General features: G+C 62.0%; 24 protein-coding genes. 8 read left to right on the forward strand and 16 right to left on the reverse strand.

The annotated features are described in order from the left end of the window. Positions 1-63 precede the first annotated feature (63 nt). The 5 genes from VWZ85_RS17985 to VWZ85_RS18005 form a co-directional block, all read right to left on the reverse strand. Entirely contained in the window at positions 64-1,029 is a 966-nt protein-coding gene (locus VWZ85_RS17985) for a glycosyltransferase family 2 protein (RefSeq protein ID WP_416589334.1), read from the reverse strand. Continuing rightward, positions 1,026-1,769 (reverse strand): hypothetical protein, encoded by a 744-nt coding sequence (locus tag VWZ85_RS17990; RefSeq protein WP_416536910.1) that lies wholly within the window; start codon positions 1,767-1,769, stop codon positions 1,026-1,028. Before VWZ85_RS17990 ends, VWZ85_RS17985 begins: the two co-directional genes overlap by 4 nt. A 39-nt stretch (positions 1,770-1,808) precedes the next feature. Further along, entirely contained in the window at positions 1,809-3,416 is a 1,608-nt protein-coding gene (locus VWZ85_RS17995; protein ID WP_340545136.1) for a peptide chain release factor 3, read from the reverse strand. An 89-nt stretch (positions 3,417-3,505) separates the two neighbouring features. Beyond that, entirely contained in the window at positions 3,506-3,937 is a 432-nt protein-coding gene (locus VWZ85_RS18000) for an ester cyclase (protein ID WP_416589335.1), read from the reverse strand. A gap of 167 nt (positions 3,938-4,104) precedes the next feature. Next, positions 4,105-5,073 carry a Hint domain-containing protein gene (locus tag VWZ85_RS18005; RefSeq protein ID WP_416589336.1) on the reverse strand — a complete coding sequence of 323 codons (969 nt, stop codon included), beginning with the start codon at positions 5,071-5,073 and terminating at the stop codon, positions 4,105-4,107. Between the two features lie 295 nt (positions 5,074-5,368). On the opposite strand from VWZ85_RS18005, the gene VWZ85_RS18010 reads away from it, so the two are divergent. The 3 genes from VWZ85_RS18010 to VWZ85_RS18020 all read left to right on the forward strand — a co-directional run bounded on the left by VWZ85_RS18010 (position 5,369) and on the right by VWZ85_RS18020 (position 8,588). Beyond that, on the forward strand, positions 5,369-6,148 hold the full coding sequence (locus VWZ85_RS18010; RefSeq protein WP_416542854.1) for an SDR family oxidoreductase: 780 nt from the start codon (positions 5,369-5,371) through the stop codon (positions 6,146-6,148). A gap of 13 nt (positions 6,149-6,161) precedes the next feature. Beyond that, positions 6,162-7,289, forward strand: a complete 1,128-nt coding sequence (locus VWZ85_RS18015; protein WP_416589337.1) for a hypothetical protein — start codon at positions 6,162-6,164, stop codon at positions 7,287-7,289. A 171-nt stretch (positions 7,290-7,460) separates the two neighbouring features. Then, on the forward strand, positions 7,461-8,588 hold the full coding sequence (locus VWZ85_RS18020; protein WP_340545141.1) for an ABC transporter ATP-binding protein: 1,128 nt from the start codon (positions 7,461-7,463) through the stop codon (positions 8,586-8,588). 10 nt (positions 8,589-8,598) lie between these two features. Here VWZ85_RS18020 and VWZ85_RS18025 read toward each other — a convergent pair whose 3' ends face one another. Next, positions 8,599-9,306, reverse strand: a complete 708-nt coding sequence (locus tag VWZ85_RS18025) for a helix-turn-helix transcriptional regulator (RefSeq protein ID WP_416589338.1) — start codon at positions 9,304-9,306, stop codon at positions 8,599-8,601. Between the two features lie 134 nt (positions 9,307-9,440). Next, a complete protein-coding gene (locus VWZ85_RS18030; RefSeq protein ID WP_416535921.1) occupies positions 9,441-9,749 on the reverse strand; it encodes an antibiotic biosynthesis monooxygenase family protein in 309 nt (102 codons plus the stop codon). Positions 9,750-9,974: 225 nt separating this feature from the next. Between VWZ85_RS18030 and tatA the strand changes: the two genes are divergently transcribed. The 5 genes from tatA (at position 9,975) to VWZ85_RS18055 (ending at position 13,187) form a co-directional block, all read left to right on the forward strand. Continuing rightward, positions 9,975-10,193 (forward strand): twin-arginine translocase TatA/TatE family subunit, encoded by a 219-nt coding sequence (tatA, locus tag VWZ85_RS18035; protein ID WP_260080776.1) that lies wholly within the window; start codon positions 9,975-9,977, stop codon positions 10,191-10,193. Between the two features lie 6 nt (positions 10,194-10,199). Next, entirely contained in the window at positions 10,200-10,685 is a 486-nt protein-coding gene (tatB, locus tag VWZ85_RS18040; RefSeq protein ID WP_260087519.1) for a Sec-independent protein translocase protein TatB, read from the forward strand. Further along, complete coding sequence (tatC, locus tag VWZ85_RS18045; RefSeq protein ID WP_340545144.1) at positions 10,682-11,656, forward strand: twin-arginine translocase subunit TatC; 975 nt, start codon at positions 10,682-10,684, stop codon at positions 11,654-11,656. Before tatB ends, tatC begins: the two co-directional genes overlap by 4 nt. Before the next feature lie 185 nt (positions 11,657-11,841). Beyond that, positions 11,842-12,297, forward strand: coding sequence for a ribose 5-phosphate isomerase B (gene rpiB, locus VWZ85_RS18050; RefSeq protein WP_416535920.1), 456 nt, complete (start codon positions 11,842-11,844; stop codon positions 12,295-12,297). A gap of 47 nt (positions 12,298-12,344) precedes the next feature. Further along, positions 12,345-13,187 carry an ATP-binding protein gene (locus VWZ85_RS18055; protein WP_416540380.1) on the forward strand — a complete coding sequence of 281 codons (843 nt, stop codon included), beginning with the start codon at positions 12,345-12,347 and terminating at the stop codon, positions 13,185-13,187. A gap of 108 nt (positions 13,188-13,295) precedes the next feature. On the opposite strand, the gene VWZ85_RS18060 is transcribed toward VWZ85_RS18055, so the two are convergent. The 9 genes from VWZ85_RS18060 to VWZ85_RS18100 form a co-directional block, all read right to left on the reverse strand. Next, positions 13,296-14,516, reverse strand: a complete 1,221-nt coding sequence (locus tag VWZ85_RS18060) for a peptidoglycan DD-metalloendopeptidase family protein (protein ID WP_416589339.1) — start codon at positions 14,514-14,516, stop codon at positions 13,296-13,298. A 139-nt stretch (positions 14,517-14,655) separates the two neighbouring features. After that, the gene (locus tag VWZ85_RS18065; RefSeq protein ID WP_340545148.1) at positions 14,656-15,303 is read right to left on the reverse strand and encodes a protein-L-isoaspartate(D-aspartate) O-methyltransferase; all 648 of its coding nucleotides are present in this window, start codon (positions 15,301-15,303) and stop codon (positions 14,656-14,658) included. Continuing rightward, positions 15,300-16,082: a 5'/3'-nucleotidase SurE gene (gene surE, locus VWZ85_RS18070; protein ID WP_416535917.1), complete on the reverse strand. Its 783-nt coding sequence runs from the start codon at positions 16,080-16,082 to the stop codon at positions 15,300-15,302. Before surE ends, VWZ85_RS18065 begins: the two co-directional genes overlap by 4 nt. A gap of 270 nt (positions 16,083-16,352) precedes the next feature. After that, the gene (locus VWZ85_RS18075; protein WP_340545150.1) at positions 16,353-17,006 is read right to left on the reverse strand and encodes an SDR family NAD(P)-dependent oxidoreductase; all 654 of its coding nucleotides are present in this window, start codon (positions 17,004-17,006) and stop codon (positions 16,353-16,355) included. A gap of 99 nt (positions 17,007-17,105) precedes the next feature. Then, the gene (locus VWZ85_RS18080; RefSeq protein WP_340545151.1) at positions 17,106-17,375 is read right to left on the reverse strand and encodes a hypothetical protein; all 270 of its coding nucleotides are present in this window, start codon (positions 17,373-17,375) and stop codon (positions 17,106-17,108) included. A gap of 241 nt (positions 17,376-17,616) precedes the next feature. Beyond that, entirely contained in the window at positions 17,617-18,159 is a 543-nt protein-coding gene (locus VWZ85_RS18085) for a DUF2199 domain-containing protein (RefSeq protein ID WP_340546295.1), read from the reverse strand. Between the two features lie 113 nt (positions 18,160-18,272). Beyond that, entirely contained in the window at positions 18,273-19,730 is a 1,458-nt protein-coding gene (gene purF / locus VWZ85_RS18090; RefSeq protein ID WP_374015315.1) for an amidophosphoribosyltransferase, read from the reverse strand. 290 nt (positions 19,731-20,020) lie between these two features. Then, positions 20,021-20,731 (reverse strand): Hint domain-containing protein, encoded by a 711-nt coding sequence (locus VWZ85_RS18095; RefSeq protein WP_416540378.1) that lies wholly within the window; start codon positions 20,729-20,731, stop codon positions 20,021-20,023. Between the two features lie 576 nt (positions 20,732-21,307). Continuing rightward, the gene (locus VWZ85_RS18100) at positions 21,308-21,862 is read right to left on the reverse strand and encodes a CvpA family protein (RefSeq protein WP_340545154.1); all 555 of its coding nucleotides are present in this window, start codon (positions 21,860-21,862) and stop codon (positions 21,308-21,310) included. Positions 21,863-21,876: the final 14 nt, after the last annotated feature.

Genomic DNA, 21,876 nt, shown 5'->3' on the forward strand with positions numbered 1-21,876 from the left:
ATCGTCAAACGAAGCCGGGTTTTCGGCGCGTATTGATTGAAAAACGGGCAAACTCGAAACAGTTTATTCAAATTGCGGGAAATGTTCACGCCGTTTGGCGGTCAGATCCAGCGGGCAGTGGTGGATCATCCCACGCTTTTGCAGCCGTTGATAGATGTCTGGCGCCTCTGCGTTGATTTCACCAAAGAAACGCTTCAGCCCTTCAGAACCGTGCTCTTCCTCGATCATCGACAGCAGATCATGGGTGTTCAACCCGCCGAGGTTGCGCGAAAACCCGGCAGCTAGACCCGGACGATAAGAGCCCTGCTTGAGCCGGAACCGATAGCTGTCCTGCCAGGCCTCCCAGCTCGGGGCGTGGCGATGACAGATCTGCAGGGCGTTCTGCTCCTGCTCGCGCGTGTTTTTTTCACCATGCTGGAACAGGTTGTGGATTCGGAACTGAATGTCAGGCAGGCCGGTGCGGGCGAACAGCTTGCCCGCAGTATGGCTGAGGAACCCGCCTTTCAGGAAGACACCAAATTCGGGATAGATCGCGCGGACCTGCTGTTCGCGGTCGGCTGCACTGGCAATCATGGATTTATACATATCCACCCGCCCAGCAAGCGCTTCCAGCGGGCGCATCCGCAAGACATCGGTTTCAGCGGGCAGGGCAGCCAGTATTTCGCCAATCTGCGGCCTCGCACCTCTTGCCGAGATATGGGGCCAGAGAAATTCATCCACATCTATATGGGCGACCCAATCGGCCTGGATCCGGCCGTAGGCATGGGTCGCATTCATCGTCTGGCGCGCTTGGTGCATCTTCGGGCGCGGTTTCTTGCGCTGGCTCCAGTGGCTGTCGTCGCAGGTGGTGACCCGCACCTTTGGATGTGCTTTCAGATGCGGATAGGCCTCAAGATTCGGCGCATCCAGATAGAGATGAAGCCGATGGGCCCCCAGATCCAGATGATAGGCGGCGAAATTCAGGATGGTCTCTGCATCGGCCTTGATCGTGCTGACGATGCCCCATTTCGGATCGTTGGGCCTGCTCATGATTTGCGGGGTTTCTTGTAACGCTGAATGCGGCCGAAAATGCTGCGGGGATCGTCCATGACCATCCGCAGCATCCGCACGCCAAGCGGGCGCAGCACGGCATCGTCCTCGACCTGGCGCCAGAGCCGCGCCAGCATGTACCGATCCAGATCTCCGTGGGGCAGGTGATAGGGCTTCATGCCAAAGCCGATATCGTCAAGCTTCTTGCCTTTCACCCGAGGAAAGCCGCTATCGGTCGGCCGTCCGGACAGCCGACGTTCGCTATCGTGCAGTGCGATCAGGTGGAACAGCATCTGGAGCCCCTGACCACCAAGCCGCTGCTCCATGGTATCCCCATGATCGGCAAAGGTGGCGGCGGCGGAAATCAACCAGCGTGTGGGCAGCTCGGCGGCGAGCATCGGGCCCTGTTCGCGCCAGATCCGCAGAAAGAGGCTGCGCGCTTGCTCTGGCGGATCCCGGCGCCGCAGAATCGCGATGCACAGCGCATGTCGTGCCCAAAGTTCGGGCTGGCCTGCGAACTCGGCTCGCAGGGCCTCCCATTTCCGCGCGATATGCCGACTGGGCAGATCGTCCTCTGGTGACTGTAGTGCGGCCTCGGGCAGGGGGGCGAGCAGCGACGAGAGATCCACATCCACCGGCGGCAGCGCCGACGCCGGATCTATGAAGGGGGTCTCTTTTTTTTCAAGCTGGCGCAGCAGGCTGTAGAACCCGCCAGGATAGGTTTCGTTGTCGATATCCATGGCGGGGTCTGATGTCACCTATGTGTCAGGGTGCTGGTCTTAAACCATCATCTCCTTGGTCGCCGTCAGTTTCAAGTCTGGATAGTCGCGCTCTACACGGTCGATATCCCACTGCAGGCGGGTCAGATAGACCACGTCGCCGTCATGGTCATGGGCAATGTGCTGCTTGTTGGTGTTGATGAATTTATCAAGCGCGGTCTTATCGCCACTGACCCAGCGGGCCGAGGTGAACTGCGAGGCTTCGAAGCGCACCGGCAGGCCGTATTCCATCTCGATACGGCTCGCCAGCACTTCGAATTGCAGCTGGCCGACCACACCCACGATAAAGCCGGAGCCGATCGAGGGTTTGAAGACCTTTGCGGCACCTTCCTCGGCAAATTGCATCAGCGCCTTTTCCAGGTGCTTGGCCTTCATCGGGTCACCCGCGCGCACCCCCTGCAACAGTTCCGGCGCAAAGGACGGAATGCCGCTGACACGCAGCGCCTCTCCTTCGGTCAGCGTGTCGCCGATGCGCAGCTGGCCGTGGTTCGGGATGCCGATGATGTCACCAGCCCAGGCTTCCTCGGCCAGCTCGCGGTCAGAGGCAAGGAACAAAACCGGGTTGGAGATGGCCATCGGCTTCTTTGAGCGCACATGGGTCAGCTTCATACCGCGTTTGAAATGGCCCGAGGCCAGCCGGACAAAGGCCACACGGTCGCGGTGCTTGGGATCCATATTGGCCTGCACCTTGAATACAAAACCGGCAACCTTCGTCTCATCCGGCGCAATCTGGCGCGGCAGCGCCGATTGTGGCTGCGGCTCGGGTCCGTAGGTGCTGATGCCATCCATTAGTTCCTTCACGCCAAAGGAATTGATCGCCGAGCCGAACCAGATCGGCGTCATATGCCCCTCAAGCACCGATTGCGGATCCAGTGCAGGCAGCAGCTCGCGGGCCATTTCGACCTCTTCCAGCAGCTTCTCAAGCAGATGTGCAGGCACATGCTCGGCCAGCTTGGGATCGTCCAACCCCTCAATCGCGATGCTTTCGGCGATCTTGTTGCGATCCGCGCGGTCCATCAGTTCCAGCCGGTCGCGCAGCATGTCGTAACAACCGATGAAATCACGGCCAACGCCGATCGGCCAGCTGGCGGGCGTCACGTCAATCGCAAGGTTCTGCTGGATCTCGTCGATGATCTCAAAGGTGTCCCGGCTCTCCCGGTCCATCTTGTTACAGAACGTCAGAATCGGCAGGTCGCGCAGGCGGCAGACCTCAAACAGCTTCTGGGTCTGGCTTTCCACACCCTTGGCACCGTCGATCACCATCACCGCCGCGTCCACCGCCGTCAGCGTGCGATAGGTATCTTCCGAGAAATCGGAGTGACCGGGTGTGTCCACCAGATTGAAGCGGTAGCTGTTGTAGTCAAACGACATGGCCGAGGCTGAGACGGAGATCCCGCGGTCCTTCTCCATCTGCATGAAGTCCGACCGCGTGCGCCGTGCCTCGCCTTTTGCGCGCACCTGACCTGCCATCTGAATAGCACCGCCATAAAGCAGGAACTTTTCAGTCAGCGTGGTTTTGCCGGCATCCGGATGCGAAATGATCGCAAAGGTGCGGCGCCGGGCAATTTCGGCCGGCAGGTCGGGGCGGTTTGGGACGATATCGAGCATGAGCGCGCGTATATCAGGATGGCGGGCCGAGGCAAGAAAAACAGGGCGACAGCCGTTGCGTCGCGGTCCTGATAGCTGAGGCCGACTGGTTACTCCCAGACCAGCGTCTGCCCTCCAAGGCAGGCCGGCATGGCATCTGGCGGCAGCTGACCCAGCTGTTCAAAAAAGGTGAAGGCATCGAACTTGGAACTCAGCTCGGCGATTTTGCCGTCCGCAAACCGAATCATCATGATTCCCTCGGCACTGACCGGCGTCATCCCGTCCGGGCCATCAGAGGTCAGCAGATAGCGTGTCGAGGTCCAGTCGCCATCCTCGATATACTGCAGGATCTGAACGCGGAATTTGCCCGCAAGCTTGTGAACGACGTCAATCAGGACAGGATAGTCCTGACGTGGATTGGGGAGCCCGTCGAGCAGTTCGTTCGTATCCAGAGAGGGGGCCAGCATCTCGGCAAACGCGGCCATGTTGCGTTTCTCCCAGACCTCGAAAAACCAGCGCTGCACCAGTTGCTGTTTTGTCATCGTCAGGCAAAGTCCCATAGAGTCCATAAGGAGAGAATTCCCCATATGGTTGAATTGTAGGGGCAATTCTATCAGTAATCGTAAACTCGCTTCGCCTCTCGCCCAGTTCCCGGGCATCTGTTGCGGCCCCGCACATCCCGGCGCGAAGGGGCCATATACCAGCGTGTTTACATCGGGCGCGGCTCCAGTCCCGAGATGCGCGGTGGTTGACCGGGGATCAGGCCCGGCGTGCGGATCAGCTTCTCCTGCGGCAGCGCAGCCCGTGTCAGCGGATCAAGCAGCAGGCTCTCAGCGGCGATCCCTTCGGCAAAGATGATCTGGTGGCGATCAAACAGCAGCTGGAAATAGTCGATGAAGCCGCCGGTTCGTTTGACAATGTCGATGCCATTGACCAGTTCGCGTGCGCGCACCAGCTGATCTGGTCGGCCACGGCGGCGACCTTCGCGACAGCGATGCACCAGCAACCGGTGGTCCGGGCTGACAAGCAGGTCATTTGCGTTGTTGAGCGCCCCGGCCCGGATCAGGATCGGAGCCATTTCTCCAACCGCACGGCTGGTGCATTGGCCGATCCAGCGCACCACTTGGGCACCGGCATCGCGGGTCAGAACCCGGTCGCCTACCTGTAGATCCTCAATCGGTCGCTGGGCGCCGGTGTCCAGGGTGATATGTGTTCCGCGCGTGAAGGAGACACAGGCAAGCTGTGCAAGCCGCTGGCGCGTGCCCTCGCGGGTCTTGCGCACAAGGGTATAGCCGGTCTGCGGCAGCAAGGGGGCAAGCGGCAGCAGATAGATCGCCGCGATCAACCCGTCGTCATCGACCTCAACCACCACCAGCGCCTCCACATTGGCGCCGATATCCGGCATCAGCGTCAACAGGCAATCCAGATGCAGCCGGGCACCGGGTGCACCTGTTGCGCTGTCCTGACCAATAACAAGCTGCCCGTCCGCGCGTGCGGTCAACGACAATTGGCGCGGTGGCGCGTTGCGCATCAGCTGATAGACGTCGTCCAGATGCAGGTCATCATATACCCCAAGCCCATCGCCCATATTCGCGCCCATCTCGACGCAGAAATCGGCGGCAGGAAAAACAGCAAGAATCTGGGCGGCAACGGGGCTCTGATGCAGCTGTGTCAGCATGAATAACCTAACCAGTATCGTGTGCGCATCCTGCGCGTATGACCTTCTATCTTGCGGCGAAATGTGGCGAGATGCGGACCAGAGCGGGGTGGTTTTGCGAAGCCGCAAGGGGAAACTGCCAAAGCCGGCAGGGCAGGGGACGACCACCGGGTCGCCGATGGCATCGGGGCTGGTCAATCCCGGGGCGAGCGTGCAAGCTTCGGGCAACAGAACAGATGCGTGATCCGGTCCGCCACATCAGCCCATCGGGCAGCTGACAGGCGGACGACGACGCGCCGTAACAGGGAGAGATCTGATGGATTTGGGATTGTCGGGAAAGCGGGCGTTGGTCTGTGCCAGCAGCAAGGGGCTGGGGCTGGGCTGTGCTGAGGCTCTGGCCGAGGCGGGCGTGGATCTGGTGATGAACGCGCGCGGCGAAGAGGCGCTTCTGGCGTCAGCCCAGTCGATCCGCGATGTGCATGGTGTCAATGTCGAAACCATTGCTGCTGACATCACCACCGAGGCAGGGCAGGCCGAGGTTATCGCCGCGGCAGAGGGCGTCGATATCCTTGTCACCAACGCGGGCGGGCCGCCACCGGGCATGTGGTCCGATTGGGGCCGTGATGATTTCATCAGGGCGCTGGATGCCAACATGCTGACGCCGATCGCGCTGATCAGGGCGCTGGTCCCCGGCATGATGGAACGCGGATGGGGCCGTGTCGTCAACATCACCTCACAGTCGGTGAAGGCACCGATTCCGGTTCTGGGCCTCTCCAATGCGGCGCGCACCGGGCTGACCGGCTATGTGGCAGGCACCTCGCGCCAGGTCGCGTCCAGGGGCGTGACCATCAACAATCTGCTTCCCGGCATCCATGCCACTGACCGCGCGGTCTCGCTGGATACGGGCGTGGCCCAGCAACAGGGGATATCGCTTGAGGAAGCGGCCGAACAGCGCGCCGCCAGCATTCCCGCCGGGCGCTACGGCACGCGGCAGGAATTTGGCGCCACCTGCGCCTTTCTCTGCTCCCAGCATGCGGGTTTTATCATTGGCCAGAACATCCTGTTGGATGGCGGCGCCACCAATATGACCATTTGATGGGGGCGGCAACGTGGCATCCGGTTTTTCGCTGAAGGATCAGTTGTTTAATCTTGAGAAGACCCGCTATCTCGCGGGTCTCTTTGCGGCGGCGGACCCGGGGTTTGAAGCGGACAGATTTGTGTCCGAGGTGATGGCGGATCTGCCCGATCGGGAGCTGAAGCAGCGCATCGCGCTGATTGCCGATGTGCTGGCCCGCCACCTACCGGAGGATCTGGAGGCCGCAGCACCGGTGTTGCGGCGCGCCTTGCCACCGCCTCTGGACCCAAGCCTGAGCGATGATGACTTCGGTGATTTCATATTTGCGCCTTTGGGGGAATTTGTGGTGCTGCGCGGGCTGGACCAGGCGCCGGAGCTGTCGTTGCAGCTGCTCCGCGACATCACGCAGCGGTTCTCGATGGAATGGGCGATACGTCCCTTTTTGACCCGCTGGACCGATCTGACGCTGGCAGAGATGCAGCACTGGGCCACGAGCGACAATTATCATGTCCGCCGTCTGGTGAGCGAGGGCACCCGTCCAAGGCTGCCCTGGGGGCAGTCGGTACCGCTGACTCTTGCGCAGCCCTTACCGCTGTTGGATCAGCTTCACGCAGATCCCACCCGCTATGTCACCCGCTCGGTCGCCAACCACCTGAATGACATCTCGAAAAAGGAGCCGGAACTGGTGCTGGACCGGTTACGCAGCTGGCACGCGGCCGACCAGCAGCGCCCGGAGGAGCTGGCCTGGATCACGGCCCATGCCCTGCGCGGTCTCGTCAAAGAGGGTCATACAGGCGCCATGCAGATGCTGGGCTATGATCCCGAGGCCGCCGTCAAGGCGACGCTGGCGCTTGCCAAGGAGCCGGTCCATATCGGCGGAGCCCTGCAATTTGACTGCCATCTGGACGGCGCGCCCGGCGCCCCTGTGCTGGTGGATTATCGCCTGCATTTCCAGCGCCCCGGAGGCAAGGTCTCGGCGAAGGTCTTCAAACTGAAACAGACGGCGATCTCCGATGGCGGCACCCGTCTCAGCAAGCGCCATCCGCTGAAAGCCGGGGCCAGCACCTTTACGCTGGTGCCGGGGCCGCATCGGCTGGAGTTGCTGGTCAATGGCCGGGTGCGGGATGATCTCACGTTTGATCTGCTGGAGCCTATGAGCTAGCAGTCAGCCCTCGGTTTACCCTCTGCCAGCTGCCCCTCCGTCAGCGGTGAGTTTGCCCGATCCAAAGCGCGATCTGTCGCGCCGCGCCCCGTTCCCTTGCATGGGGGCAGCGGGGTTGATATCTGCGAGCAAAACCAGATCGTTTTGATCAGAAACCAGTTACGAGGTCGCATGACATCTGCCCCCCTTGATCCGATGGTTGGCACCGATAGACCCGCCGTGACCGCACCACGTCTGGAGATCCGCAACCTGCGGCGCTTCTTTGACGGGCGGGCGGTGGTGGATGACGTGTCGCTACAGATCCAGGCCGGTCAGGTGACCTGTCTTCTGGGGCCTTCGGGTTGCGGCAAATCCACCACTTTGCGGATGATTGCCGGCGTCGAGATGCAGGACAGCGGCGAGATTTACGTCGATGGCAAGCTGATCTGCGACACCGTGTTCCGCGTTCCGCCCGAACGCCGGGAAATCGGGCTTATGTTTCAGGACTTTGCCCTGTTCCCGCATCTGAGCGTGGCCGACAATGTCGCCTTCGGACTGAAGGGCAGCAAGGACGAGAAACGCCTCCGGGTGCAGGAGCTGCTGCAGAAGGTGTCGCTGTCGCAATATATCGACGAATTCCCCCATCAGCTGTCGGGCGGCGAACAGCAGCGGGTGGCCCTGGCCCGCGCGCTGGCGCCCAAGCCGCGCATCATGCTGATGGATGAGCCGTTCTCCGGGCTGGACAATCGCCTGCGCGACGGCATTCGCGACGAGACCCTGACATTGCTGAAGGAAGAGGATGCTGCCGTCCTGCTGGTCACCCATGAGCCGGAAGAGGCGATGCGGATGGCTGATGAGATTGCGCTGATGCGGTCCGGTAAGATCGTGCAGCAGGGGGCGCCCTATAATGTCTATACCCGTCCGGTCGATCGTGCGGCGGTGGGGTTCTTCAGTGACACCAATGTTCTTCATGCCGAAGTGAACGGCGCTCTGGCCGAAACGCCCTTTGGTCAGTTTCTGGCGCCGGGTGTGCCTGATGGCACCAAGGTCGACATCGTGTTCCGCCCCCAACATCTGCGCATTGATTTTGATCGGAACGGGCGCGGCCCGCACCCGACCCCCAGCGACGGGGTTGCCGCACGCGGCGTGGTCGAGCGGGCGCGCTTTCTAGGGCATGAGAGCCTGGTTGAATTTCGCATGGATTTCGATGGTAGCGTGCTGAAGGCGACTGTGCCCAATGTATTCCTGCCGGATGCAGGCCGGGTGATGTGGCTCACGGTTCGGCGCAACCGGTGCTTCGTCTTCCCGACCGGCAGCTGAGCTACATCCATCAGCCGGTGGTTGGCCCCGCAGCGGCATCGGACGTGTCGGCATAGGGCTGGTAGTCCATCAACCGTTTGCCGGGCTCATCCACGAACAGCTCGGGCAGGGGTTTGGCCGCCTCGATCAGGTCGACACGGAATACCCGGAAATCGCCACGCGTTTCGCACCAGGCGGTTAGCGTCCAGACCCGGCCCCAATATTCCATATGCAAGGGGCGGATGACGCGCTCTGTCAGCGTCTCATCAATGCGGCGATAGGTCAGATGCAGCTTCTGGCGGGCCTTTATCGCTGCCCGCAAGGTTGGCATCTGAGTAAAGCCCCGCGCAGAATCGGCAAAGGGGTAGACGGCAAACTTCCACGCATCCGCCTCGGCGATGGTGCCTTCGGGCAGCACCGCGTCCACCTTGGCGGCCAGCCTCTCGGCGGCGGCCTTCAAATCCGGATCGGCGGCCTCGGCCACAATCGCCATGCCCAGGTTCAGCGCCTCCAGCTCCTCCGCAGTCAGCGTCAGCGGCGGCAGCGTGATCGCTTCGCGCACCATATAGCCGACCCCTCTTGCGCCCTCCACCGGGACACCGCTGGCAACCAGCGTATCCATGTCGCGGTAGATCGTCCGGGTCGAGACTTCCAGCCGTTCGGCGATATCCTGTGCGCGGTGCAATTTCCCGTCGCGCAGGATCTGGATAATATCAAAGAGGCGATCAGTACGGCGCATGATCTAGCCTTGGAACGGCGCGGGGAGGAGGTCAAGGCCCGACACCACGCGCAGTGATTGACGCCCCCCGCCGGATAGAGGGCGGATGCAGCGCATCCACCCTCCGTACTTGACCTGAGCCTGGCTCGCGCCCCTCAGGAGGCCATGCTCCACTGTACCTCCTCATGACGCATCTGCGCAGTGCCCTCGGCAATCGCCTGCATCAGGCTGGCGCAGAAGTCCTGCTTGTGGAACTCAGCCGCGACCGACTTGGCGGTTTCCATGTCTGCCCAGATGACATAATCGGTCCAGCGCCCGTCCTCGCCGCAGCTCAGCTGTCGGTGAACAAATCCGGGCTGGGCGCGAACGAAGGATTCGCTGGCCTGGCTCAGCACGATGAATTCCGCCTCGCTCACACCTTCGGCCAGTTTGAAGGTCACAATCTCTGCAACATGTTTGCTCATCACGTCTCTCCTTGAATGCTGTAATGGGGGTGGTGTAGAGCAGGCCAACTGACATAAACCTGTCAGTTGTGTTTTCAGCAGCGCGCAAAAATGCAGTTTTGCGTGGAATCCACGCCCCTGCCGATGTCTCACGGCTTTTCCCGCCGGGGGCTCGGCGCTTAAAAACAGGTCAAACAACAACGCAGACCGTCTCCCGGCGGATCTGCCGCAGAAGGAGACGCTCTCATGCTTAACAATATCGGCCTTCCCGGCCTGCTGCTCATCGCCGTCGTGGTTCTGGTCCTCTTTGGCCGCGGCAAGATTTCCTCGCTGATGGGTGAGGTCGGCAAAGGCATCACCGCCTTCAAAAAGGGCGTGAACGACAGCACCAAGGAGCTGGAAGAAGAGACCACCGCCGAGACCGCGCGCGACGTGACGCCCGAGACCGAAAAAGACAAGGTCTAAGCCGCGATGTTTGATCTTGGGTGGACCGAACTCATGGTTATCGGCGTTGTGGCGCTGATTGTTGTCGGGCCCAAGGACCTGCCGGTTTTGTTCCGCAATGTCGGACGGTTCGTGGGCAAGGCCAAGGGCATGGCGCGCGAATTCAGCCGGGCCATGAATGACGCCGCCGATGAGGCGGGCGTCAATGAGATGGCCAAGGGGCTGAAAGCGGCGGCCAACCCGGTCAATACCGCAATGGACGGCGTCAAACAGGCCGCGCAGGATATGGCAAAATCCATCGACCCGACCAAGTTCGACCCCGACAGTGAAACCGGGAAACTGGCCGCTGAGCGGGCTGAGGATGCCAAGAAGATCCAGGCGGCCACTGCCCGTGCCGCTGCGGACCGCAAGGCACGCGAGGCCGCAGAGGCCCAGGCCAAGGCAGCCGAAGCGGAGGCGGCCCTGGCTGCCACAGACACGTCGGCGACGTCAGAAAGTGAGACCAAGACATGAGCGCGTCCGAGGATATCGACGACAGCACAGCGCCGCTGATTGAGCATCTGGCCGAATTGCGCACCCGCCTGATCCGGGCGGTTGGCGCGTTCATCGTGGGGATCGTGCTGGCCTTCACCGTGGCAGAGCCGATCCTGCAGTTCCTGCTTGGCCCGATCGAGGAAACCCTGCGCAGCCTCGGCGACCCGTCGCCAACGCTGCAATACACCAGCCCGCAGGAATATCTGTTCACGCTGTTCCGCATCTCCATGGTGTTTGGCTTTGCGCTGTCATTCCCGGTTATCGGCTTCCAGCTCTGGCGCTTTGTGGCACCGGGGCTTTACAAGACAGAGAAGAACGCCTTTTTGCCCTTCCTCATCGCCTCGCCGGTGATGTTCCTCTTGGGGGCCAGTTTTGCCCATTTCGTGGTCACACCGCTGGCGATGGCGTTTTTCCTTGGCTTTGCCGATGTGTCATCCATCTTTGCCAACCTCTTGTCCGGCGCGGTCGACAACCTGCCTGCGGATGCCGCCGTGGTGCCGGAAACCACAGAAGGTGTGCGCATCACCTTCTTTGGCAAGGTCAACGAGTCGCTGGACATCACGCTGAAGTTCATTATGGCCTTTGGGCTGTGTTTCCAGCTGCCGGTGCTCCTGACCCTGATGGGCAAGGCCGGGTTGGTCAGCGCCGATGGTCTTGGCAGCGTGCGCAAATACGCGGTTGTCGCCATTCTGGTGCTGGCTGCGCTGGTGACGCCGCCGGATGTGATCACCCAAGGCATCCTGTTCTCGGTGGTCTATGGCCTTTACGAGCTGTCGATCCTGTTGGTGCGTCAGGTGGAAAAGACCCGCGAGGCCAAGCTGCGCGCAGAAGGCTACTATGATGACGAGGATGATGACGGCGACGATCTGTACGAGGAGATGGACCGGCATCCCGAAGACGACCCGCTGATGGCCGAGTTCGACGATGAGGACGACGGCAAGACCCGGTAATCCAGACCGGATCTGCTCCTGCCAGATCTGGACCAGCATATCGAGGAAGGGCGCGCCGGAGACGGTGCGCCCTTTCTCATGCGGCCGGGGCGCCAGGGCGGATCGGGCAGGGGTGTATAGGCTGCCCCCTTGCTCGCGCAGCCGGAACATGCTTTGACGCCGGTAACCCACCGACGGAGACACCCATGGACCAGACCAAACCCACCCGCGTTGTTCTTTCCAGCGATCACGCCGCAATCGACCTGCGCCAGGCCATTGCCACGCATATTGCCGCAAACGGATATGAGGTGGTTGATATCGGTCCGACAACACCGGAAAGCACACATTACCCCAAACATGGCGCGGCGGCGGCAGAGCGCGTTGCCTCGGGTGATTGCGATCTGGGCATTATCCTCTGCGGCACCGGCCAGGGCATCATGATGGCCGCGAACAAGGTCAAAGGCATCCGCTGCGGCGTCTGCTCAGAGACTTTCTCGGCCAAGATGATCCGCCAGCACAATAACGCCAACATGCTCTCTATCGGAGCGCGTGTGGTAGGCGACAGCCTGGCGATTGAAATTGTCGATGCCTTCCTTAATGCTGAGTTCGAGGGCGGCCGACATGCCACGCGCGTCGACATGATCGAGCCGCAGGACAGCTGAGCCCGAGCGCGCCGATACGCCCCACGTGCAATAGACCGGAGGCCCCGATGGATGACACAAGCCTGAGCCGCATCGCCGATGCGCTGGAACGGATGGCACCTGCGCCGCTGAAGGCGCCTGACTTTGGTGCTGCCTCTGCCTTTGTCTGGCATGTGGCCCCGGACCGGCTGGAGGCTGTCGAAACCGTGAACCGCGTCGATCTTGAGCTGCTGCTGGGGATCGACCGCGCGCGCGACACGCTGCTGGACAATACCCGCCGCTTTGCCGCCGGGTTCGGCGCCAATAATGCACTGCTCTGGGGCGCGCGGGGGATGGGTAAATCCAGCCTTGTGAAAGCGATCCACGGACAGCTGTCGCCGGAATTCCCCGCTCTGAAACTGGTGGAGCTGCAGCGCGAGGATCTGCCATCGGTCGCGCGCCTGCTGAACCATCTGCGGGCAGCGCCCGAGCGGTTCATCCTGTTCTGCGATGACCTGTCCTTTGGCCATGACGATCAGCACTACAAAAGCCTGAAAGCGGTGCTGGATGGCGGCATCGAAGGTCGGCCGGACAATGTGCTGTTCTATGCCACCTCCAATCGCCGTCATCTGATGCCGCGTGATATGATCGAGAACGAACGCTCCAGCGCCATCAACCCGTCGGAAGCCGTTGAGGAAAAGGTCTCTCTCTCGGATCGGTTCGGGCTGTGGCTGGGTTTCCACCCCTGCGATCAGGATGAATATCTCGCCATGATTTCAGGCTATTGCGCGGCCTATGGCGTTGTGGTGCCGGAGCCGGTTCTGCGCGCCGAGGCGATCGAATGGCAGGCCACGCGCGGCGCCCGCTCGGGCCGGGTGGCCTGGCAGTTTTTTACCGATCTGGCCGGCCGCCATGGGGTGAAGGTCAGCTGACCGCAAAGACGGCAGTAGCCATGATTGAACAGCTGTGATCAACCAAAAGACGGCGCTCGGGATGACCCAGAGCGCCGTCTCTTTATTGCCTGTTGCCGCTTGCGACGTTTATTGCAGATAGGGGAGCGGATCGACGCTTTCAAAGCCGTTGCGCACCTCGAAATGCACATAGGCAGCGGGTCCGTCCCGCAATGCGGCGATGGTCTGACCGCGCGAAACGGTGTCGCCCTTGTTCACCTCGATCTTGTCGACATTGGCATAGACCGTCAGCAGCTTGGCGTCGTGGCGGATCACAATGATCGGAATATTGTTGGAATCCTTGGTGATCGCCGCCACCGTACCGCCATCGGCGGCCTGCACCGGGGCGCCCGCTGCACCTGCGATATCAATGCCGTCGTTCTTGCCCTTGGAATAGGTGCGGATGATCTTGCCCTTGACCGGGAAGCCCATCGCGGCGCTGGAGCTGCGGGTCGGGGTCGGGACCTCTACCTTAGGCAGCGCTTTCGGCGCCTGGGCCGCGGGCGCGACGGTTTCCTGCGGCAGTGGCTTGGTGGCGCTTGGCGGCAGGGGCGTATTGGTGCCTTCACCCGGCGCGGTGACGGTGGCGGCGGCTGGAACCACCGCTGCGGATGCTTCCTTGCGCGGGGCTGGGCGGTCCTTCAGCGGGATCAGCAGGAACTGGCCCTCACGGATGGCAAAATCGCTGCCGAGGCCGTTCCATTCCGCAAGGGATTTCACCGGCACCTGATAAAGCCGCGAGACGGTATAAGCGGTTTCGCCGCGCTTCACCTTATGGCGCACCGGCTCTGGTCCGCTTTGGACCTGCGGCTTGCTGGCGGTCGGCTGCGGTGCCAGCGGCGTTGTGCTGACGGTGCTTGCCGCCGAGGGTGTGGTCGATGGGGCGCTGTCGATCGCATCCCCCGCCAGCGAGGCGATATCGACGCCGCCGCTGGTCGCCGTACCGGGTGCGCGGCGGGGCAGGGCAATGATCTCCCCCTGCCGCAGCGGATCGTCGGGCTTCATCCCGTTGAACCGGGCCAGCTCGCTGGCGGGCAGACCAATGCGGCCTGCCACATCGTTCAGCGTATCGCCGCGACGGGCAACGGCCACCTGATAGGATGGATAGGTGATCAGCCCCTTGGCATCGGGTTTCGGGCGGCTGGCGGTTGCGGTCTGCGCCGCCTTTGTCGTGTTGAACGCACCGATCTGGCCACGCAGATCGTAATCCAGCGGTGCCTCGCAGGCCGCCAGCGCGGCCACCAGCGGCAGCGCCATCAGCGCCTTGCGTCCTGTCACACGATTGCGGTGGGTGGGTACAGTCACTGTCATTTCGCTCTCCTCGGAACGCCGTTCCCGTCTTGCGGGCCCCCATTATCCCTGGGGCTTGCCAATAGTCTGTCGGCCAGCCACGCGATCCCGCTCGAGGATGTCCGGAGCGGTTGGGGTGGGCGGGTCTCTTGCCCCTCCCTTACGTGTCTTTGCCGATCCCCTCAAGCAGGGGAACAAAACGCACCGGGCGCAATTCGTCGTATTCGAGGCCGCTGTCGGTTTTTTGAACACGGATCAGCGTCTGTACAGTGTCGGACTGCCCCACGGGCACCACCATAATACCGCCGGTCTTCAGCTGCGCCAAGAGTGGGCCGGGCGGGTCTTCGGCGGCAGCGGTCACGATGATTCGATCAAAAGGCGCCTGTTCGGGCAGGCCGTGGCTGCCATCGCCGACCAGCGAGGTAATATTGGACAGGTGCAGTTGATCGAAGATCTGCCGCGCCTCCCGCACCAGCCGCGCATGACGATCCACGGTATAGACCCGCCGCGCCAGCTTGCTCAGGATCGCGGCCTGATAGCCAGAGCCGGTGCCAACCTCCAGCACCGTATCGCGGGGCGAGATCTGCAAGGCCTGGGTCATCAGACCGACCACGGAGGGTTGCGAAATGGTCTGCCCGCAGGCGATCGGCAACGGCATATCCTCGTAGGCGCGCGCCGAAAACAGCCCCCGCACAAAGGGGCCGCGGTCGATCTGTTCCATTGCATCGAGGACCTGCGCATCCGTCACCCCGCGCGAGCGCAGGGCGAACAGGAACTGCATTTTGGTTTCAGCTGTCGGGTCGCTCATTCAATGCCCTTCAGGCGCTCCAGCGCATCTGTAGCGGTCAGATCCGCCCGCATCGGCGTCACGGAGATATAGCCTGCCAGGTTCTGCGCTGCGTCGCTGCCCTCGGCGGTGGCAACATGCTGGTTGCCACCACGGATCCACAGGTAGCGCCGCCCGTTGGGGGAGGTCTGCTCCTCGGCCGAGAAATGGCTGCCGCGCCGGAAACCCTGCGGTGAAATCCGCCGTCCCTTCACATCAGCGGCAGGGACAGGTGGGAAATTAATGTTGTAAAACAAGCGGTAATCGGCGTCTTCCTTGGGCTGCGCTTCCAAGATGGAACGGATCAGATCGGCACCATGTTGGGCGGCTGCCTCAAACGGGTTTTCAAGCTGCGCGTTCTGAGGTCCGAAATACTGCGACAGGCCCATGGCCGGAATGCCCTGCAATGCCGCCTCCATCGCCCCGCCAAGGGTGCCGGAGTAGAGCGCGTTCTCGGCAGAATTGTTGCCCCGGTTTACCCCTGACAACACCAGATCCGGTTGCTGGTCTTTCATCACCACATGCAGCCCGGCCAACACACAGTCCGCAGGCGATCCTTCTGCGGCAAAGCGATGTTCGCCCAGCTGGCTCAGCATGAAGGGGCGGGTGTAGCTGATGCAATGACCAACGCCGGATTGCTCAAACGCCGGTGCCACTGTCCAGACCTCTCCGCCGGGACCTGCAACCTCGCGGGCGATCTGCTCCAGAACCGCAAGGCCGGGGGCGCTGATGCCATCGTCATTGGTGATCAGAATTCGCATGGACGGGGCCTCTCGTCTGGCTCTGGCAGCCTATGTGTCGGGCGTGTTTACGCCGATCTGCACTCCAGACCTGAATAAGATGTGGGGCAAAAGGGGGCAAGCCTTTCCCCGTCGTGATCCCGACCAGAGCGCCCGGCGCCAGCCCCTGCGGCACAGAGGTCACAGATTTTCTGGCCCGCTTGAAAACCAGAACGACCGGCGCCCGTTGCAGGCACCTGTCGGCGGAAAGCCGCGTGTTCGCGCAGTTCGCGGGTGTCTCTGACCCTCAGATCAGTCGGCGGCGGCCAGAATCTCGGGGAGCAGCCGTGCGGCCTCGGCCTGCGGCGTGCTCAGCGCATCGCGATCTTCACCCGGAAAGAACCGTGCGCGCACCGCTGTCGCCATCGGATTTGGCGTCAGCACCTGCACCTTGGGGCCGGTCTTGGCGCTTTCGACCTGCCAGCTGTTGGCCAGCGACATCTGCGCGGCCTTGCTGGCGCCATAGGCTCCAAAGAATTTCTCGCCCGCGCGGGGATCGTCAAAGAATACGGCCTGACCGGTCTGCCCCAGAAGCGGCGCGACATAGGGGATCAGAACGGAGGGTGCCGTGGCATTGATCGCGATGGATTTCTGCCAGTCCTTGGCCGCCACGAATTGCGCCGGGCTCAGCGGCGCGGCGTGAATGGCGGTGTGCAGCCAGAGGTCCAGCTGTCCCCAGCGATCATGGATGCCCCGGCAGAGCGTGGCCATGGCCTCCGGCACGGTGATATCCATAGGGGCCAGAGTCGCCGAGCCACCGTTGGCCTTGATACGATCGTCCAGCTCTTCCAATGCGCCTGTGGTGCGGGCCACGGCGACGATGTGATGCGTCGGCGCCAATGCCTCTGCGAGGGCGGCGCCCAGGCCCCGTGAGGCCCCGGTGATGAGAGCGAGTTTCTGTGTCATGGGCGCCTTGTGCGGCGCAGCGCGGCGCGGGTCAAGGGGCCAAAGCGGCGCAGCGGTCTCAAGCCTGGGCGTGATGCCCGTCCGCGCGCCGGTTGCGGGTCACCCGCCCGGCATCGCCAGACGTGATGCCTTGCCGTTTTTCTGAAGGATCAGGCCGTCGGCATCAATGGCAACAACTTCGCCACCGGACAGGCGGCTGCCGCGGGTCACGATCTGCATGCGGCCGTTCGGCATCCGCACCATGGCGCTCAGGTTGTCGTTGGCGCCGAACAACCCCAGAAGGCTGAGGCGGTTGCGGTGCAATGCGTCTTTCTGGGTGGCATGACCGGCGACATTGGCCGGCGTCTTGCCGTTCTCACGATTTGCCATTCTGGACAGGATTTCTTTCTTGTGCGGTATCGACCTTCGGCTATCAGCTGCGCACTGCCGGGAACAGGGGGCGCCGAGAGCGTGGGCAAGCCCATGCCGGTGCGCCCCGGCGCCCTGCGCAAACGCCCGCCCATTCCGCCAAGTGACCCTGCGCAATTGCGCGCAGGGGGCTTGAAGTCTCAGGTGTCGCATCTTGCAAGAGCGACAGTGCAGCGCCTAGGCGGCGCGCAGATCAGCCTCCTCAGGCATCATAGATGAGCGAGGGCAGATCGTGGCCATAGGCATAAAGCAGCCCCAGCAACTCTTCCATCTGCGCGCCGACCATCTGCAGATTGTAAAGCGGGTGATCCGGCTCGGAGATCTGTAGCTCAGGGTATTGCCCTTCGGGCCGCATATGCAGCATCGCTTCAACAGACTCGCTGTCATCGGGCGGAATGGCATTGGCCAGCCAGGCCCGCTTGCTGTCCATATCTTCGGTGTCCTGCATCTCGAACCGGTCGAGATAGGCATCGAAATCCTCTTGGCTGAGCCGCGCCCATGTGCCCAGAATGAACTCTTCTCCACGGGTGTCCGCCAGCGGTACAGCCAGCACCGCCCGCACAAAGCGCAGATGCCCCAGGCGGCAGAAATCTTCGGTCAGCACATCCCCCGCCTGCGCCGAGATAGCCGTGTTGTCATGCACAAACATATCCTCCGGGCAGACGTCGGGCCGGTCGCAGCTGAGGCTCAACAGCTGGGCAAACGTCGCTCCGCAACAGCGACACTGGCGCTGCGAGCCAAGCATGCGGGCGAGATGTGGATCCAAGGGGACGGCCTTTCGGGGGCAGGGGCAAAAAGGAAAGAGGCGCCGATCCGGTGATCAGCGCCTCATGAGTCGAACTGATATCGGCTGCGCTCTTACTCTGCCGGCGACTTCATTTCAAACCCCCGTTCGACCATATCGGTCGGAACAACAGGGTATTCGCCCGAGAAACAGGCATCACAATACTGCGGGCATTTGCTGTTACGGCCCTGATCCTGCCCGACGGCCCGGTAAAGCCCGTCCAGCGAGATGAACTTCAGGCTGTCCACGGCCAGATGTTTGGCCATCTGATCCTCGGACATGGTTGCGGCCAGCAGCTTGTCACGTTCGGGCGTGTCCACACCATAGAAACAGGGCCAAGCGGTCGGCGGCGAGGCAATGCGGAAATGCACCTCGCTGGCCCCAGCATCCAGGATCATCTCCTTGATTTTGCGCGATGTTGTCCCGCGCACCACGGAATCATCCACCAGGATCACCCGCTTGCCCTCGATCAGCGCGCGGTTCACGTTCAGCTTCAGGCGCACGCCCATGTTGCGGATCTGCTCGGTCGGCTCAATGAAGGTCCGGCCCATATACTGGTTGCGGATGATCCCCATCGCATAGGGAATGCCCGATTGCAGCGAATAGCCGATCGCTGCGGGCGTGCCGCTGTCCGGCACCGGGCAGACCAGATCCGCCTCGACCGGGTTTTCCTTTGCCAGCTCGCGACCGATGGCTTCGCGGGTCTCATAGACGGACCGCCCGCCAAGGATCGAATCAGGGCGGGAGAAATAGACATGTTCAAAGATGCAGAACTTGGACGACTGGCGGCGGAACGGGAAATGGCTCTCGACACCTTTGTCGGTGATCACCACCATTTCGCCCGGCTCAATCTCGCGCAGGAACTCGGCGCCGATGATGTCCAGCGCACAGGTTTCCGAACTCAGCGCATAGCCTTCGCCGACCCGACCCAGCACCAGCGGGCGCACGCCCAGCGGGTCGCGGACACCGATCAGCTTGGTCCGGGTCATGGCGACAACCGAGAAGGCGCCCTCGACCCGGCGCAGCGCGTCTTCCATCCGCTCCGGGATATTGCGCTGCAACGAGCGGGCCATCAGATGAATGATGCACTCACTGTCGGACGAGCTCTGGAAGATCGAGCCGCGCTCGATCAGTTCGCGGCGCAGGGCATTGGCGTTGGTGATATTGCCGTTGTGGGCAATCGCTGCACCGCCCATAGCGAATTCGCCAAAGAAAGGCTGCACGTCCCGGATCGCAGTCTGACCCTTGGACCCGGCGGTGGAATAGCGCACATGGCCAATCCCGATGGGGCCGGGCAGGGTGGACATCACATCCTGCGAGGTGAAGTTGTCGCGGACATAGCCGAAACGACGGGCGCTCTGGAACCCTTCGACAGGATCATGGGTCACGATGCCGCCGGCCTCCTGTCCCCGGTGTTGCAGGGCATGCAGGCCGAGCGCGACAAAGTTGGAAGCGTCCTGGACGCCGACGACGCCAAAGATGCCGCATTCTTCGCGCAGCTTGTCATCGTCAAACGGGTGGGCGGGGGGCATCTGCGGCATCGGCAAGGCGGTGTAGCTCCGAATCCGGTTGTCAGGATGTCCCCCACATAGAGGGTCCGTCCGCGCATGTCACCCAAGGATCATGGTTTCACGACAGTTGGGTGAAAAAACCGCAGCCCTGACCGCCGTCGGACAGCCGCCAAAAACAAAAAAACCTGCGAAATATCGCAGGCCGCAGGAGGGGGGTGCCGGAGCATATTTATTTGGCGAACAGCGTGGGATACGCAGATCCCGTGACCGGCAATGTCCAGATCCGTGTCCGGTTCGCGCCCGCGTCAGCCTCAGGCGGCCAGCAGCCCGCGCAGCATGTCAAAGGCGGAGAGCACATCGTCACGGTCATCTTCGCGGCTGTCGGTCTCGTCCTTGCCCGCGTCAGAAAGAGCACGCCCGTCCTCGCTGGCGAGGATCTGACGGGTTTCGGCCAGCGACAGCGCCCGGAAGGCACCATCATCGGCGCTGTTGGCGGTGTTCTCATGTGCAACATGTACCAGCATCCCGCAGGCAGCCCAGATCATTTCTTCCTCGGCAAAGGACAGATAGATGCGGGCCATCTTCTCCGGCATGGCGGCAGAGATGCCGTTGTAGCCAATCAGCGACACCACCTTGGTGATCGCGGTGGGCACATCAAACAGCCGCTCGACGGCAGCCAGTTCCAGACCAACCTGCTGATCGGCGGGCAGCATCAGATCGTCATCATTGCCCAAAGCGCCGGCGGGCACATGCACCAGAGAAGTGAGGCGCGGCACCGCGTGTTTGACACCGGTCACCTCCTGCGCACCGCCATCCAGGGTGTAGACCTTGTCGCCGGGCTTGACGTGACGGGCCTGTACAAACCCACGCTCGGTCTCGACCATCATATGCGGCAGCAGACCGCCGGTGCGCGGACGCAGGCGGCTGCGGTTGGATGCGGCAGGGCGCGCAGCTGTCGGGAAATCCATCAGAAGACCAACCGGCTGACAGTCCGCAAATGATGTCGAGTGATCCAGCAGCATGGTGTTGTCCTTCTGAGCGATAGGCCTGACGTTCTGTCCGGCGTCTTGTTGACACCAATGTGCGCTCCGAATTTGGACGGAATTGGGGCAAGGATCGGGCCGATTGGGACAACAGCGGGGTTTTTGGTCTCCAAAGCTGCCTCATTCCCCAAATTGTTGCCGAAAAACACCTCCGATCACAGGATTTGTTAACTTTTATCGGTTTGCCCCCGCGCTCAGCACATGGAGCAGGGAGGCGATCAAGCGCTAAAAATCGCGATTCTAATTGGTTAATAAAGCGTTAATAGGCGTTCTTGATGTTAGGAAAGGTAAACGCCAGTCGGGGCTGGAATGTCGGAATTGGATAAGTCTCCATCGCTCCAAAGCCCGCACTGCGCAGCCCTAACCGGAGGCTGTCATCGCCAGTCGAGGCGGCTCTTCCCATGGGCGACACAACGCGCTTCCTGTCCCGGACGTAACCCGACGTATTAAAAAAGGGCGCCCGAAGGCGCCCCGTTTCAGTCCGGTTGTAATCCCGTTTCTCGCCCGCATCCGTGATCCGCGCAACCACCCACTGGCGGCGGATCGGCGTCTGTCTCACTTGTCGCAGGAGCCGATCAGGCTTTCATATTGTGTGGTCACCCAGCCAAGCGCCTGCTCGGGGTTGCGGTCTTCGATCTTGCCGATCATCCGCTCAAACACAACCGCAGAGCGGCTCTCGTCCACGATGGTAAAGCTCTGGCCGGTCATCACCACATTATAGAGGAAGAAGGCAATCGCCACCAACAGGATGCCGCGCAGCACCCCGAAGAAGAAGCCGATCCCCTGATCCAGCCCGCCAAGCGCCGAGCGCTGGACCAATGATGAGAACAGCGGCGTGAAGAACGACACCACAATCAGCGCCAGCGCAAAGACCGCGGCAAATGCAGCGATGATCGACAATTCGCAGCTGTCCGCAATGAACTCCCCGATGACCGGGATCTCGGCCATCAGCGGCTCAACCTGTGGCGCAAACAGAAAGGCCAAGATGGCGGCGGCGATCCAACCAGCGATGGCCATCGCCTCACGCACGAAACCGCGCGAATAGGCCAGCAACGCTGATACAACAATGACCAGGGCCACGACCCCGTCGATAATGGTGAAACCTTCCATGTCCCTCGCCCGTT

It is taken from the genome of Phaeobacter sp. JH20_29, from assembly GCF_048056175.1.
GTDB lineage: Bacteria > Pseudomonadota > Alphaproteobacteria > Rhodobacterales > Rhodobacteraceae > Phaeobacter > Phaeobacter bryozoorum.

Coding starts and splice junctions, on each gene's coding strand:
- VWZ85_RS17985 (WP_416589334.1), bottom strand. CDS start 1,029: ATGAGCAGGCCCAACGATCCGAAATGGGGCATCGTCAGCACGATCAAG.
- VWZ85_RS17990 (WP_416536910.1), bottom strand. CDS start 1,769: ATGGATATCGACAACGAAACCTATCCTGGCGGGTTCTACAGCCTGCTG.
- VWZ85_RS17995 (WP_340545136.1), bottom strand. CDS start 3,416: ATGCTCGATATCGTCCCAAACCGCCCCGACCTGCCGGCCGAAATTGCC.
- VWZ85_RS18000 (WP_416589335.1), bottom strand. CDS start 3,937: ATGACAAAACAGCAACTGGTGCAGCGCTGGTTTTTCGAGGTCTGGGAG.
- VWZ85_RS18005 (WP_416589336.1), bottom strand. CDS start 5,073: ATGCTGACACAGCTGCATCAGAGCCCCGTTGCCGCCCAGATTCTTGCT.
- VWZ85_RS18010 (WP_416542854.1), top strand. CDS start 5,369: ATGGATTTGGGATTGTCGGGAAAGCGGGCGTTGGTCTGTGCCAGCAGC.
- VWZ85_RS18020 (WP_340545141.1), top strand. CDS start 7,461: ATGACATCTGCCCCCCTTGATCCGATGGTTGGCACCGATAGACCCGCC.
- VWZ85_RS18025 (WP_416589338.1), bottom strand. CDS start 9,306: ATGCGCCGTACTGATCGCCTCTTTGATATTATCCAGATCCTGCGCGAC.
- VWZ85_RS18030 (WP_416535921.1), bottom strand. CDS start 9,749: ATGAGCAAACATGTTGCAGAGATTGTGACCTTCAAACTGGCCGAAGGT.
- tatA (WP_260080776.1), top strand. CDS start 9,975: ATGCTTAACAATATCGGCCTTCCCGGCCTGCTGCTCATCGCCGTCGTG.
- tatB (WP_260087519.1), top strand. CDS start 10,200: ATGTTTGATCTTGGGTGGACCGAACTCATGGTTATCGGCGTTGTGGCG.
- tatC (WP_340545144.1), top strand. CDS start 10,682: ATGAGCGCGTCCGAGGATATCGACGACAGCACAGCGCCGCTGATTGAG.
- rpiB (WP_416535920.1), top strand. CDS start 11,842: ATGGACCAGACCAAACCCACCCGCGTTGTTCTTTCCAGCGATCACGCC.
- VWZ85_RS18055 (WP_416540380.1), top strand. CDS start 12,345: ATGGATGACACAAGCCTGAGCCGCATCGCCGATGCGCTGGAACGGATG.
- VWZ85_RS18060 (WP_416589339.1), bottom strand. CDS start 14,516: ATGACAGTGACTGTACCCACCCACCGCAATCGTGTGACAGGACGCAAG.
- VWZ85_RS18065 (WP_340545148.1), bottom strand. CDS start 15,303: ATGAGCGACCCGACAGCTGAAACCAAAATGCAGTTCCTGTTCGCCCTG.
- surE (WP_416535917.1), bottom strand. CDS start 16,082: ATGCGAATTCTGATCACCAATGACGATGGCATCAGCGCCCCCGGCCTT.
- VWZ85_RS18075 (WP_340545150.1), bottom strand. CDS start 17,006: ATGACACAGAAACTCGCTCTCATCACCGGGGCCTCACGGGGCCTGGGC.
- VWZ85_RS18080 (WP_340545151.1), bottom strand. CDS start 17,375: ATGGCAAATCGTGAGAACGGCAAGACGCCGGCCAATGTCGCCGGTCAT.
- VWZ85_RS18085 (WP_340546295.1), bottom strand. CDS start 18,159: ATGCTTGGCTCGCAGCGCCAGTGTCGCTGTTGCGGAGCGACGTTTGCC.
- purF (WP_374015315.1), bottom strand. CDS start 19,730: ATGCCCCCCGCCCACCCGTTTGACGATGACAAGCTGCGCGAAGAATGC.
- VWZ85_RS18095 (WP_416540378.1), bottom strand. CDS start 20,731: ATGCTGCTGGATCACTCGACATCATTTGCGGACTGTCAGCCGGTTGGT.
- VWZ85_RS18100 (WP_340545154.1), bottom strand. CDS start 21,862: ATGGAAGGTTTCACCATTATCGACGGGGTCGTGGCCCTGGTCATTGTT.